Raw genomic sequence first — 14,500 nt, 5'->3', positions numbered from 1 at the left:
ATCACTACCTAGAGCCGTCCGTGCAAGGAGTGCAGAATATGAAGCAACGTCCGACCCATTATGCAGTTCTGGCAACATACATGGCCGGCTTTATTCTTCTCTGTTCTCTGGCATTTCCTGCCTGGGCCGAAAACTCCGGTGATACAACCAGGCCATCAGACACAGCCACCCGGCAAAGCAAAGAAAGCGCTGAACAGCCAGAGGAATCGCGACCGGCCGTTCAACCAGAACTGGAAGCTGACACGGATTCCCCTCCCGATATCAAGCTACCAGAGGTGGTCAACTCAGACATTCTGGAGCAGGTGCGCACGCTGCAATCCTCACTAACGCAGCGTCAGACAGCAGTGAGAGACAGCCAGGAGCGGCTAACCTACGCCGAATCCATTCTGACCCGCTTGCAGGATGAGTATAAGAGTTTTGAGCTGAGACTGGAGAAGGCGGGCCTCAACCTAACTGCAAACTATGCCAACTTGTTAAAGCAGAGACTTGAACGCTTACAAAGACAGAGTATTGCCAGCGCTTTAATAGAAGGCATAGAGAATAAGCTTGCGTCCGCAAGAGAAGAGCAACTGAGGCTCGAAGAGTTTGAAGCCATTGCGGAGCCTGGTGACGATGCCCGCGGGCAACTGCAAACCCGCCGCTCCGAGTTGCTACGCGAACTGCACAAAGCCGTTACCGAACATATTGATGTGCTCAATGAATACTACAGCACAGTTACGGCCCTTCAGGATCAGGTTCAGGAATATCAGAAGCTTCTACAACAGCGCCTGTTCTGGCTGCCAAGCGCCGCGGTTGTGAGTACTGAAACCGCCGGCGGGCTGTACCAGTCTGCAAAATGGTTTGTCTCCCAACTGCACTTCGGTGCCCTCAGTGACGCCATCGCCCTGTCGTGGAAAGAACGTGGCACTCGCATAACCCTTGTAGCCCTTCTGTTTCTAGCTCTGCTTATAACACGGAAAGCTATCGCGGGTGATCTGATCGAAAACAGCCGCTACATCGGTAATGTTGGCCATGACCGCATGGCGTTTACCATAAAGGCACTGATTAACAGCTTCCTGCTGGCATTGCCCGGCGTGCTTGTATTTTCATTGGCCGCCCTGCTGCTGATGGAAGGCAACGAGTTTTTCTCTGCCCTTTCGAAAGGACTGACAGCCGCGGGTTTCATCATGTTTTTGCTGGCGTTTATCCGTAACGTAGCACGCAAGCATGGCCTTGGTGAAAACCACTTCCACTGGAACCCCAGTTCCCTGCTGGTTATCCGCCGGGAAATCCCCCTGCTGATGGCATTCGTATTGCCGGTAACCATCATAACTACATCCACAACTTCAACCCCTGAAGGCGCACAGTTTGACGACAGCCTCGGCCGCCTGCTGTTTACCTTGGTATCCATCGCACTGGCGGTATTTGCGCAACGCATCATGAATGCTGTGAGGGCGTACAAATCCCAACATGGCCTCCTGGTGTTCCTGCACATTATCGCCGTTATCACTCCCCTTGTTCTGGCCCTTGCGTCGCTGTTTGGCTATCACTACACAGCCCTTCAACTTGAACGCAACTTGTTCATCTCCATTTGCTGGCTGGCTTTCACTTCATTGCTCTACTATCTGGGATTGAGGGCTCTTTCTGTGCGTGAACGCCGCCTCACCCTCGACATTCTGCGCGAACAGCGAGCAGCGGAGCAAAAAGCAGCTGAAAACCGGGAAGCCGACGACACGTCCGAAGAGAACATTCTGCCTTCGTTGGATATGCCAGCAATGAACCTAAAGGACATCAGTCATCAGAGCACATCATTGCTGGGCATTGTAATAGCCGCACTGGCCATTACCGGCTTGACGATGCTTTGGGCCGACGTTTTCCCTGCACTCAAACTGTTCGACAACATCACGTTGTGGACCATTTCTACCGACTTGCAAGGTGGGGATCCGCTCCCAATAACTCTTGCGGACGTGCTGCTGGCTGCTTTGATTGGAGCAGGAACCATATTGGCAGCCCGCGACCTCCCGGGCACCCTTGAAGTAACCATTCTGAGCCGGCTGAACCTGGAGCCAGGCACAGGCTATGCGATCAAAACTCTCACAGCCTATCTGTTGGTGTTCGCTGGCGTGATAACCTGCTTCGCGGTAATAGGAGTTCAATGGTCGAAACTGCAATGGCTTATTGCCGCCCTGGGTGTCGGCCTCGGGTTCGGACTTCAGGAAATCGTCGCTAACTTTGTCTCGGGCATCATTCTTCTGTTTGAACGCCCTATCCGGGTGGGTGACATGGTCACAATAGATGGCATTACCGGCACGGTTGCCCGCATACGTATTCGAGCCACAACACTGGTCGACTGGGACAGAAAAGAACAGGTTATCCCAAACAAAACCTTCGTGACCCAGGACCTGACCAACTGGACCCTCTCAGATTCAATTACACGGGTTACCCTACGTGTGGGAGTCGCCTACGGGTCGGATGTCAATAAGACCCAAGAGATTTTGATCGGCGTTGCTGGCAACAATGAACGAGTAGTCAGTGACCCCGCTCCGGAGGTATTCTGTGTAGCGCTGGGGGATAGCAGTATTGATTTCGAGCTATGGGTGTACATCAAAGACCTGCAGGACATGATGCCCCTGTCCCACGAAATCCACGCTTCCATTACGAACGCGCTCACCGAAGCCGGCATTGAAATTCCTTTCCCGCAACGGGATATCCATGTTCGCACTCTGCCTGAGCCGCGTAAAAGCGACTCTGACAGAGGGCCTGTTCCTTAATGTTGCAGAATTTGCTGCAGAAACTTCTGGGTGCGAGGTTCTCTGGGGTTGCTGAAAAATTCTGTGGGCGGCGCCTCTTCGACAATTTCACCTTCATCCATGAAAATCACTCGGTCTGCAACGGTTTTGGCAAAGCCCATTTCATGGGTCACACAGATCATGGTCATGCCGCTGCCGGCCAGCTCGATCATAACGTCGAGCACTTCTTTGATCATTTCCGGATCAAGTGCCGACGTGGGCTCATCAAACAACATGATTTTGGGTTTCATACACAAAGCCCTCGCAATGGCCACACGTTGTTGCTGGCCACCTGATAGCTGTCCGGGATACTTGGCAGCCTGATCCGGAATTTTTACCCGCTCAAGGTACTCCATGGCAGCTGCTTCGGCTTCCCGACGAGGCAACTTGCGCACCCATATAGGCGACAGACAGCAGTTTTCCAGCACTGTGAGGTGAGGAAACAGATTAAAGTGCTGAAACACCATACCCACTTCCCTGCGCACACTGTCTATGTGACGGACATCGTCGGTAAGCTCAACGTCATCTACGATGATCTTGCCCTGCTGATGCTCTTCAAGGCGATTGATGCACCGAATAAACGTGGATTTGCCTGAGCCTGACGGGCCACAGATTACAATGCGTTCGCCCTGATCAACCGCCAGGTTAAGATCTTTAAGCACGTGAAAGTCGCCATACCACTTGTGCATACTTTCCACACGGATAATGCCCGGCTTGCTTTCAGCTTGAGTTTCTACAGATTCGGAGTGTTGCATCATAGTTTTACCATCAGGTTTTGTGGCCGGTATCGAGTTTGCGTTCGAGGTTCTGGCTGTAGCGGGAAATCCCGAAACAGAACACCCAGAAACAGAAGGCCACGAAGACATAGCCCTCTATCGCAACGTTTTGCCAAGCAGGGTCTGCTATCGTTGACTGAACCGCGCCGAGAATATCGAACAAGCCAATAATCAGCACCAGAGTGGTGTCCTTGAACAGTGATATAAAGGTATTCACGATGCCGGGAATAACCAGCTTTAGTGCCTGGGGCAGAATAACCAATCCCATCTTTCGCCAATAGCCAAGACCAAGAGCATTAGCCGCCTCATACTGCCCTCGGGGGATAGCCTGAAGTCCGCCCCTTATAACCTCTGCCATGTAGGCCGACTGCCACAACGTAATGCCGATCAATGCCCGCACAAGCTTCTCGAAGCTTACTCCCTCCGGAAGAAACAAAGGCAGCATCACTGAGGCCATGAACAACACCGTAATCAGCGGCACGGCCCGCCAGACCTCGATAAACACCACGCAGAGGCCGCGAATAATAGGCATGTCGGATCGACGCCCAATGGCAAGCAAAATTCCGATAGGCAGAGACGCCAGAATCCCGATATAAGCCAGTATGAGTGTGAGCATAAGGCCGCCCCACTTTGAGCTTTCCACTTCTTCCAGCCCCAGAATTCCTCCAGGGATCAACACATAGCCGATTATCGGCAGGCCGCTCATACCGAAGATCCCGAGCCATTTACGGGCGGGGAACCCCTCGATAAACTGAGGCACGAACGCCAGAGCCAACAGTCCGAACATGATATCCACCCGCCATTGAAGCTCGTCGGGGTAGAAGCCATAAATAAAGAAATTCAGACGCTGACTTACAAACAGCCAGCAAGCGCCCTCGCCCAGGCAGTCACCCGGGCCAGAGCCCTCAAAGGTAGCGTCCAGAAACACCCAACTCACCAGAGGCCCGACACTGGTGAGTAGCAGGTAGCCAACTACCAGTGTCAGCAAGCTGTTGTACCAGCTGGAAAACAGGTGCGTACGCATCCACTTGACCGGCCCGAGGTTCTTTTTAGGTGGTTTAATCGTCGATTCGGTCATCATCGCTCCTTGATCTCGACAGCCCGGTTATATAGATTCATGAGCAGTGAAATCAGCAGACTGATCGTGAGGTATACGCCCATCGTTATGGCAACAACCTCTACCGCCTGGCCTGTTTGATTCAGGGTGGTGCCCATAAATACAGAAACCAGATCCGGGTAACCGATGGCGGTCGCCAGTGAAGAGTTTTTGACGAGGTTCAGATACTGACTGGTGAGCGGCGGAATAATTACGCGCATCGCCTGGGGGATAACAATCAGCCTCAGAGTCAGGCCATTTGGTAAACCAAGGGCTTTGGATGCTTCTGTTTGCCCCTTGCTGACCGCCAGAATGCCCGAGCGTACAATTTCCGCAATAAAGCTCGCCGTGTAAAGCGAGAGCGCAACCCAAAGAGCGGCCAACTCGGGGATTAGCGAAATCCCTCCGCCAAAATTGAACCCTTTCAATGCAGGTAAATCCCATTCCAGAGGTTGGCCCGCCAAAAAAAACGCGATAAGTGGTAAAAGAACCAGAATCGCGATGCTTACCTTGACTGTCGGAAAGAGCTGGCCACTCGCCTTCTGACGTTTTTTGGTCCAGCTCCGCAAGCCAAAAACCGCCGCAATGGCTACCAGAAGTGCTCCCCAAACCAGCCCGAAGCCGTCCTGAGTTACCGGCCCGGGCAAATACAGACCCCGATTATTCAAGAAAAATGCACCGCCAACCTCCACACTCTGTCGTGGCGCTGGAAGGCTGGCGAGCACTGCGAAGTACCAAAAAAATATCTGGAGCAACAGCGGGATATTGCGAATGACTTCGATATAGACCAGCGCGATTTTAGCCACCAGCCAGTTACTCGACAGGCGTGCAACACCAACCAGGAACCCAATGATGGTCGCAGCAACGACACCCATGGCTGACACCAGAAGGGTATTGGTCAAACCCACCCAGAATGTGCGCCCATATGACATGGTTGCATCAAAGGGCACCAGGTGCATGATGATGCCGAAGCCGGCAGTCTCATCAAGGAATCCGAAACCGGTGCTGATGCCACGGCTTTCCATATTCGAGAGAGTATTGTCAATCAGAACCCAGCCGGCCCAAAACACGACGCCCAGCGTAACAACCTGAAAAAACAGTGCTCGAATGCGCGGGTCGTACCAGGGTTTGGGCCTGGCGGATCTGGAATCAATAGATTGTTTTTTCATGCATTATCCTGAAAAGCTTCCCTGCATTAAACTGCGCCAGAGTAAACACCGAGGCCCCACGAAGACCCCGGCATAGCTTTTCAGATATCAGCGTACTGGCGGCGCGTAGAGGATACCGCCATTAGTCCAGAGAGCGTTGATTCCTCGCTCAAGACCAAGGGCTGTATCAGGCCCTACGTTGCGATCGTACATTTCGCCGTAGTTTCCAACCTGTTTAACAATGGCATGACCAAAGTCATCCGGTAGCCCCAGTTTTGCGCCCATGTCACCATCGGTTCCCAACAAGCGCTGGACGTTCGGGTTATCCGACTTCAACATCTCGCCCACGTTATCCATGGTAATGCCCAGTTCCTCAGCGTTAATCTGGACAAACAATACCCATTTGACGATGTTGAACCACTGATCGTCACCTTGACGAACCACAGGGCCAAGAGGCTCCTTTGAAATGGTATTGGGCAGTATCTTTGCAGTGTTGGGATCGGCCAGCTTAGAGCGCAAAGCCGCGAGCTGGGAACGGTCAGACGTCAGCACATCGCACCGGCCTGCAGCAAAACCCTGGACAGTCTGCTCGGATGTATCAAACACGATCGGCTTGAACTTCATGCCTTTGGCCCTGAAATAATCAGCGAGGTTCAACTCGGACGTTGTGCCTGACTGAATGCACACGGTGGCGCCGTCAAGCTGCTCTGCATCGTCTACGCCAATGTCCTTGTTAATCAGGAAACCCTGCCCGTCGTAGTAGTTCACGCCAGCAAAGTTAAGCCCCAGTGACACATCCCGGGTAAGCGTCCATGTGGTGTTTCGGGACAGCATGTCAATCTCGCCCGACTGCAGCGCAGTAAATCGCTCCTTAGCGGTCAACGGCGTAAATTCTACGGCCTTGGCATCTCCGAAAACGGCTGCAGCTACTGCCCGACAGGTGTCCACATCGATGCCCGTCCAGCTGCCTTTTTCATCTGGCTGGGAGAACCCGGGAAGCCCGCTGGTCACACCACACTGCAGGTGGCCTTTCGCCTTCACGCTTTCCAGGGTTGTTGCCGCGAGAACACCTGTCGTCGAGAGTGCACCCGCAACAAACGTCATGCCAAGGGCTACCAGTATCATTCTTTTCATTGTTATTCTCCGAACGTTTATTGGTTACTTGCCTGAGACCATGAATCCACGCCAAAATTAAGTGCGTCGCATACATCGACACAACACAGAGAAAGCAGCACAGTTACATGTCATTACAAGATAGACACTGTTCAGGAAAACAACGAATTTTTATCAACTTATTCTGCGGAGCTGATTTCGCCGTCTGGCTGCCTGTAGGTTTCGAGGCGCCTTAACCAACCTTTTAACCAGCGGTTTTTTTCAATCGGATTCACTGCGTTTTCAGCTCTTCTGGTGAGAACTTTTGCTGCCGCCGCCCGGAACCGGGCTAATGTTGCGATGTCAGGGTTGGGCTCCATAGCCAGAAGCACCTGTCGAAGCCCCCAACCCTCTCCGTCATATCGCTCCGCGTCTGAAAGGCCCTCGCCCTTGAAGTTGACATAATCTATCAAGGCATAAATTCCACCCGGGGTAGAGCTCAGAACCTCCAAATCAGCTTTCAATCGGGTTTTCTGGTCTTCAGGCACAGACTCGACGATCTTGGCAAATGAGGTTTTGGCTCGCCGAACAATAAACTCCGCCTGAATGCCCTGAGTGCCCGCCAGGAATTCCCGTAGTTCGGCAACATTGACGGAATTTTCGACAGCGTCAAAAGAAGCCTTATCTGCCCAGGGCGCATTAAAGGGCTCAAGCTCCCTCAACCATGAGGGAATGTTGAGTTGGCGCTGTTTCATGTATTCGACAAGCGCCGGAAAACTTTCTACAAATCGCTCGTTAACACCTTCCGGATACCAGATAAAGTGGCCAATACCCAGAGAGGGAAAAGCCTCTCCGTCGTTCCAATGGACAAGACACTGAAACTGGCCGGCACACTCGTTCTGAAATATTTTCTGGCCAATCCAGTCGAGTTGTGCGGGCTTGAGCGCGAGCGAGATTTCACCGAAAGGATTCTCCGTAGCCAAGCCAATCTCTTTATCCAAACCATCCGTTGCACCATCGACGCTTTCCGATTTTTTTTCGGAATTACAACCTGACAACATCACAACAGTCACTAAACACAGCAATCCAAACGCCCTAGACACGACATTCCCCTCTCACCAACGAAAACCGACCAGCAGTATGAAGAGATTATTTTGAATAAAACAGCGTGAGCACCAATCGACGAAATATGCCAGCTGCAGCCTCCTCAGCAATCAGAATGCCAATCTACTTTTCCTGAGCGCACTTACAAAAAACCCCGGCATGGGCCGGGGAAATGTCATCGTCAAATTAATACACGCTCATTCTTAACCGGTAAGCTGACTCCTCAGCACGTGCTTCTGCAATTTCCCCGTCGATGTCTTTGGCAAGTCATCCATAAATACAATTTTCTTGGGTACTTTGAAGCCTGCTAGATTTGCCCGGCAATAGGTTTCAATGTCCGCTGCCGTGAGGTGATCGTTGCCGGATTTCAAGGTGATAAACGCACAGGGTATTTCACCCCAGTGGTTGTCGGGTGCTGCAACAACCGCTGCTTCCAGTACCGCAGGATGATCGTAGAGCGTACTTTCCACCTCAAGGGTCGAAATATTCTCTCCACCCGAAATGATAATATCTTTGGAGCGGTCTTTAATTTCCACATAGCCGTCGGTGTGCCATACCCCCAAATCTCCAGTATGGAACCAACCTCCGCCAAAGGATTTGGTAGTTTCCTCCGGGTTGTTCAGATACCCCTTCATTACGGAGTTGCCCCGAACAAACAGCTCACCAATCGCCGTGCCGTTCTGTTCAACTGGCTCGAGGGTCACAGGGTCTGCCACCATCATGTCCGCCATGGACAATGACAGTATCCCCTGCCGGGCCATCTTCGCCGCTTTGCCCTTGCCATCCAGGGAATGCCACTCATCCTGGAATTCGCAAATCAGGCTGGGACCATAGGTTTCTGTCAAACCATACAGGTGCACTACTTTCACCCCCATGGATTCCATAGCTGCAATCGTTGCCGCGGGAGGTGCCGCGCCACCGGTCGCTGCGGTTACCTGCTGGCTGAACGGCTTTTTATATTCTTCGGGGGCGTTAATAAGCATATTCAACACAACCGGTGCAGCGCAAAGATGGGTAACCCCGTACTCGGCAATGGCATCATATATTGGCTTAGGTTGTGGAGAGCGCAGGCACACATGAGTACCTGCCACAGCGGTTACCGCCCATGGATAACACCAACCATTGCAATGAAACATCGGGAGTGTCCAGAGGTAAACCGCGCCTGATGGCAACCCAAAACCGATGATATTGCTCAAAGCGTTCAAATGCGCGCCACGATGATGGTAAACCACACCTTTTGGATTCCCGGTAGTGCCTGACGTGTAGTTCAGGGCAATTGCCTGCCACTCGTCGTCAGGCATATCCCACGCGAAATCGTCATCACCCGTCGCCAGCAAATCTTCGTAGGTCATCTTGCCAATCCGTTCGCCGCCAGCGAAATTAGGATCATCAACATCAATAACAATCGGCTTGGCATCACAACCGACAAGAGCATCACGGGACCGATCACTGTACTCCATGTCGGTAAAGAACACTTTTGCACGCCCATGGTTGAGCATGAAAGTCATGGTTTTGGAATCAAGCCGGGTGTTCTGGGCGTTCAGAACAGCTCCAATCATTGGCACCGCAAAATGCAGTTCCAGCATTTCGGGGATATTTGGCAAGAGTGCCGCTACTGTGTCCCCTTTCCGAACGCCCAGTTTTCGCAGGGCAGATGCCAACTTTAAGCAGCGTTGGTAGGTTTCCGCCCATGTCCGACGGATGCTGCCGTGGATAACCGCGGTGCGGGTTGGGTGCGCCAGGGCCGTTCTCTGTATAAAAGAAATCGGCGTGAGGGGCGTGTAGCTTGCGTCTGTTTTATCGAGCCCGAGCTCAAACATATTATCCATTACTTTAAACCCTTAGTTGTTCGTTCAAACGTGCTTTGCCGCAATCAACTAACGTTGTTCGGTTGCGGTATCGTCTGCCATTTCGTCATCGTGATGCTTTGCAACGTATGCATCCGCAAACCAGTTCTTCTCCAGGAAGAACCAGAGTACAAGCCCGACACCCAACCCCCAGGCGGCTCCCTGCACGGCAAGTACGGAACCGACAATAACCGCGATGCCACGCTCAAGATTGGTCTGACGATCAAGCATTTCGATGGCGAGATACCCGCACAGATACCCTTGGATCAGCAACGTAAGCGCCATGCCGATATTGAGACCAGGCTTGAATAACGTCACAACAGGAACCAACACAACGGCAATGGTCATGCCCCAGTACAGGCTGGTCGCACCACCCCAATAGCTGTCCATCACCGAACGTGGGTTATTCATGTAGCGGTTAATCACCAACGCTTGACCACCGGTCCACGCTGGGCCAGATAGGCTGATAAAGGGTGCAAAGATTCCATGCACCAAATTGCGAATACCCACGATGATGCTGTTCCGGCGCGGGCTGAAAACCAGTTTTTCGTCCTTGCGAACAGCATCAGCATTCTTGAACAGAGAATCCATAACCAATATGTCGCCAAAGGCAATTATATAAGCCGCCAGCGCAAGAGGAATCGCATCAATAAAATATTGCAGTGGTGGCATGCCCAGCCCGAACACGCTGTAGTCTCGCAAGATAGTGCCCAAAGGAATGGTGGTAAAACCCCACTCAATAACAGGCGCATCCACCTCACCGATAATAAGGCCCAAAACATAAGCAATCAGAAAAGGCACAGCTATGCCGTATTGGGCGACAAAGCGAAAGAAACCGTATCGGGCACGAAGTGGGCTTGCTGTCTCTGAGAACAACATAAAAAAGCCCAGCACAGCGCCCGTCAAGATGGTAATAGGCATTGTCCATACACGGCCATCCGCGCCAAACTCGCCCATGATGGCCGAAATACCCGCACCGATTAAAATGCCTGATTTCAGTGACGCAGGCATTTTCCGCACCAGCGCATCAGCCCCCTTGAACACCCCCAGACCAAGAAATATAGCTGAGACGGTTAACTGTAAGGCAATTAACGCCAGTATTCTGGCGTCCCCCTCTGGGTAGCTCGACAAGAAGGCTACATACAGCGGAATCCCGGCTGTAATCCAACCGGCAACCGTGGGATCACCGAAATGCGTGTGTACCAGATAGAGAATGTTGTTGAGGAGGACAAAAGCAACGGCAATTTCAAACGGAATCCCCAGAACAGATGTCATCAGTGCGGTAATACTCAGCGGAACGACACACAAGATCGCACCTTGCAGAATATCCGGAATCTCAATTTTGTAATGCACAAAGGGCACACGAAGGTTCAGTGCGCCCAAGGCTGACGGCTGCTCACCGCCAGTTGATCTCTTTTTTAGGGACATTGTTGTTGTTCTCCATCCAACTGAGTTTCGAATTGCATAGGGAAGAGACTATTCCCACCCAAATACTAGTCATTAATACCCACTTGATCAAGGGTTTTTACTCGATAAAGTGGGCGAGTGTATTTATCTCCGGGTGCTGCTCAATAGCACGAGTACATTTCTTGTCACTGACCAGGTGTTACACAGTTTAAAAACTGGAGGTTTATGAACCCGGAACAGGCTCGCTACGGATTGCGGGAGGCGAAAAGGCGCCCATCGGCATAGCCGAAGCTTCACCCTCAAACAATTCAATTTCTACGAGACATGACAATGCACTCGGCCCTTGGGCCAGGCGGGATGTTCCTTGATCCCGGGTAAGAACATTCGGGTTACCATGCCGGCAAGATATCGCTGAATCTCCCGGTTGTGGCGGGTCAAACCATGCCCCCGTGCTCAGCTGTAAAACTCTGGGGCGCACTTCGTCGCTCACGACGGCAGAGCACAAACAGGCACCGCGCCCGTTGAAAAGGCGAACCAAACTGCCGTCTACAATGTTTCTGGCCTTTGCATCAACCGGGTGAATAACCACTGGCTCTCGGCCATTTATCTTCGACTTCCGGCTATAAGAACCGTGATCCAATTGAGAGTGCAGTTTGTTTTTCGGCTGATTGGAAATCAGGTGCAAGGGGTATTCGGGGGATTCCTGCCCTAACCACTCTTTGGGCTCACTCCAAAATGGAAAGCCTGGGCATTCTTCATAACCGAAGCCAGCGACAGTTTCAGAGAATATCTCTATTTTCCCACTTGGCGTTCCAAGTGGATTCGCCGCAGGGTTCTCGCGGAAGGCTTTCATTAAAACCTGTGGTTCTTTCGGCATCGAGTTCTCGAACCACCCCTTTGCCTTGAACGCTTCAAAAGTTGGTAAATCAATACCACTGCCACCCGCTTTTTGCCGGGTTTCGTCATAAATGACCTGCAACCATTGCTCTTCATCGCGGCCTTCTGTGAAAGCTTCTCGCGCGCCTAACTCTTCTGCCAGCGCGCTGAATATTTCATAGTCTGTCAGGCTTTGACCTACAGGCTCAGCAGCTTTTTGCATGTACACAAGGAAAGGATCCCGGCTGGATGAAGCGATGTCATTACGCTCTAAAAAGGTCGCTGCCGGCAGCACTATATCTGCGTGTTTAGCCTGAGCGTTCCAGCACCATTCATGGACAATAATCGTTTCGGGCTTCTGCCATGCCCTTCTCATGCGCACAAGATCCTGATGGTGATGAAAAGGGTTGCCACCCGCCCAGTAAACCAACCGAATTTCCGGATAGGTTCCAACTACGCCGTTGTATTCAAAGCGCTTACCGGGATGGAGAAGCAGGTCCGTAACTCTAGCGACAGGAATAAAGCTCTTTATCGGGTTTTTACCTTGGGGAAGAGAGGCGCCGGGAATGCCTTGATAATTAGCACCGATAGCATTCATGGCGCTATACCCAAAACCAATACCACCGCCAGGCAGCCCAAGCTGCCCCAACATGGAAGCAACTGCGATTGCGGCCCAATAGGGTTGCTCACCGTTGTCCTGTCGGGTAAGAGACCAGCTCACAGAGATCATTGTGCGCTGGCGAGCCATATCTCGCGCCAAATCCCGGATGCGAGAAGCTGGGATTCCCGTCTTGATCGCGGCCCAAGAGCAGTCTTTAACGACACCATCGGTCTCGCCCATAAAATACTGCTGAAAGCGTTCGTAGCCCACGGTATAGGTCGATAAGAATTCAGTATCTGCCAGATTTTCAGTATGGAGGGTGTAGGCAATACCCAGGAGAAGTGCCACATCGCTGCCCGGATAAAGAGCGACCCAGTCTGCGTTCATTTCATCAAGAACATCTGAACGCAAGGGGCTAACATTCACCACCTTTACTCCGTTAGAAGCTGCATCCAGCATGCCCTGCTTCTGCACATGACGACCAACACCTCCATTGGTCACCTGGCCATTCTTGGCAGGCGCCCCACCAAATGCCACGAACAGGCTTGTGTGCTCCTTGATAACGTCCCAACTGGTTGCGCCATTGACCATGGAATAGAAGTCCCCGAGCACGTGAGGCAAAGTGACTTCAGCCGCTGCATAGCTGTATGTATTCAGTGAGTAGGTGTACCCACCAACCGAGTTGAGAAATCTCTTTAGCTGGCTCTGGGCATGATGAAAACGGCCTGCACTGGACCAGCCGTAGGACCCACCATAGATGGCCTGGTTACCATAGCGATCGCGCACACGATTTAGTTCTTCCACCACCAACTTGATTGCTCTAGGCCAGGATACCTCGACAAACTCATCGGCTCCCCGAGCGCCCCCTGCATTTCCCGGCCCGTTTTCCAGCCATCCACGCCGAATCATTGGCATTTTAATACGCATGGGCCCGTCCAGCACATCAACAATACCTTGTCCGATGGGCGATGGATCTTCATCCCGCTCGAACCCTTCTAAAGCGGTAATACTTCCGTTATCTGCATGAACTCGATAGGTTCCCCAATGACTACTGGTAAGCGTCCCTTTTTTCGCGTGCTCAAATGGCATGGGTTGAGCCCTCTTCATTTTGTTATTAGGAAAAGACAGCATAGACCAAAAGCAAGTATTTGTACTCGGTTTGTGCAAATTTAATTAAGCGTAAATACCCATTACTGTATGGGTATGCACTTAAGCACGACGGGGAGCGGCATGACGCACCCATGCTAAAGCTGGCTTACGCGCCAGGAAGGGACGGACAATTTGACATACATACTGCCGTGCGCAATGCTCCGACTCCTTTAGCCCAGACGAAAGGGGGAACCGAAAATGGCAGCTGACGCGACTAAAGATTGGACTCTGGAACAGTTTCCGCATCGCACCTACGACAAACTGCGCTATGCAGACACGGATCGACAGGGGCATGTGAACAATGCGGTATTTTCAACGTTTATTGAAACGGGGCGAGTTGAGCTGATCTACGATTCGGAAGCACCACTCACTTCACCTGGTACCTCCTTCGTAATCGTCAATCTGAATTTGCAACTGAGCGCTGAAATTCACTGGCCAGGAACCGTAGATATTGGAACGGCCGTCACGCATGTTGGCAACAGCTCGATACAGCTATATCAGGGCATCTTTCAAGATGGGGTGTGTTGCGCGACCGCTGAAACGGTGATTGTTTGCGTTGACGATAACACCCAAAGACCGATCAGGTTACCGGACGCTGCAAGAGAAAACCTCGCTCGGCTTTGACCCGTTGTGCAG

At 52.0% G+C, this 14,500-nt stretch carries 10 protein-coding genes; 2 read left to right on the top strand and 8 right to left on the bottom strand.

Annotation, left to right across the window (positions count from 1 at the left end; all coding sequences use genetic code 11):
- Nucleotides 1–38 precede the first annotated feature (38 nt).
- On the top strand, nucleotides 39–2,750 hold the full coding sequence (locus AADB16_RS09385; RefSeq protein ID WP_410802855.1) for a mechanosensitive ion channel domain-containing protein: 2,712 nt from the start codon (nucleotides 39–41) through the stop codon (nucleotides 2,748–2,750).
- On the opposite strand, the gene AADB16_RS09380 is transcribed toward AADB16_RS09385, so the two are convergent.
- The 8 genes from AADB16_RS09380 to AADB16_RS09345 form a co-directional block, all read right to left on the bottom strand.
- Nucleotides 2,747–3,457: an amino acid ABC transporter ATP-binding protein gene (locus AADB16_RS09380; protein WP_410803631.1), complete on the bottom strand. Its 711-nt coding sequence runs from the start codon at nucleotides 3,455–3,457 to the stop codon at nucleotides 2,747–2,749. The genes AADB16_RS09385 and AADB16_RS09380 overlap by 4 nt on opposite strands.
- Nucleotides 3,458–3,536: 79 nt before the next feature.
- Entirely contained in the window at nucleotides 3,537–4,622 is a 1,086-nt protein-coding gene (locus tag AADB16_RS09375; protein WP_309043176.1) for an amino acid ABC transporter permease, read from the bottom strand.
- The gene (locus tag AADB16_RS09370; protein ID WP_410802853.1) at nucleotides 4,622–5,809 is read right to left on the bottom strand and encodes an amino acid ABC transporter permease; all 1,188 of its coding nucleotides are present in this window, start codon (nucleotides 5,807–5,809) and stop codon (nucleotides 4,622–4,624) included. The genes AADB16_RS09375 and AADB16_RS09370 overlap by 1 nt, the downstream gene beginning before the upstream one ends.
- Nucleotides 5,810–5,896: 87 nt before the next feature.
- Entirely contained in the window at nucleotides 5,897–6,922 is a 1,026-nt protein-coding gene (locus AADB16_RS09365; protein WP_410802851.1) for an amino acid ABC transporter substrate-binding protein, read from the bottom strand.
- Nucleotides 6,923–7,080: 158 nt separating this feature from the next.
- Nucleotides 7,081–7,983 carry a hypothetical protein gene (locus AADB16_RS09360; protein ID WP_410802850.1) on the bottom strand — a complete coding sequence of 301 codons (903 nt, stop codon included), beginning with the start codon at nucleotides 7,981–7,983 and terminating at the stop codon, nucleotides 7,081–7,083.
- A 204-nt stretch (nucleotides 7,984–8,187) separates the two neighbouring features.
- Nucleotides 8,188–9,813, bottom strand: coding sequence for an AMP-binding protein (locus AADB16_RS09355; RefSeq protein ID WP_410802848.1), 1,626 nt, complete (start codon nucleotides 9,811–9,813; stop codon nucleotides 8,188–8,190).
- 48 nt (nucleotides 9,814–9,861) lie between these two features.
- Nucleotides 9,862–11,259 carry a hypothetical protein gene (locus tag AADB16_RS09350; RefSeq protein ID WP_298447787.1) on the bottom strand — a complete coding sequence of 466 codons (1,398 nt, stop codon included), beginning with the start codon at nucleotides 11,257–11,259 and terminating at the stop codon, nucleotides 9,862–9,864.
- A gap of 202 nt (nucleotides 11,260–11,461) precedes the next feature.
- Nucleotides 11,462–13,804: a molybdopterin-dependent oxidoreductase gene (locus AADB16_RS09345; RefSeq protein WP_410802847.1), complete on the bottom strand. Its 2,343-nt coding sequence runs from the start codon at nucleotides 13,802–13,804 to the stop codon at nucleotides 11,462–11,464.
- Nucleotides 13,805–14,062: 258 nt separating this feature from the next.
- Here AADB16_RS09345 and AADB16_RS09340 point away from each other — a divergent pair, with 258 nt between their 5' ends.
- Nucleotides 14,063–14,488 (top strand): acyl-CoA thioesterase, encoded by a 426-nt coding sequence (locus AADB16_RS09340; RefSeq protein ID WP_309043171.1) that lies wholly within the window; start codon nucleotides 14,063–14,065, stop codon nucleotides 14,486–14,488.
- Nucleotides 14,489–14,500: the final 12 nt, after the last annotated feature.

Source organism: Marinobacter sp. KMM 10035 (assembly GCF_046537445.1).
GTDB lineage: Bacteria > Pseudomonadota > Gammaproteobacteria > Pseudomonadales > Oleiphilaceae > Marinobacter > Marinobacter sediminicola.
The sequence above is the reverse complement of the archived record's forward strand: the minus strand, read 5'-3'. Positions and strand labels throughout refer to the sequence as shown.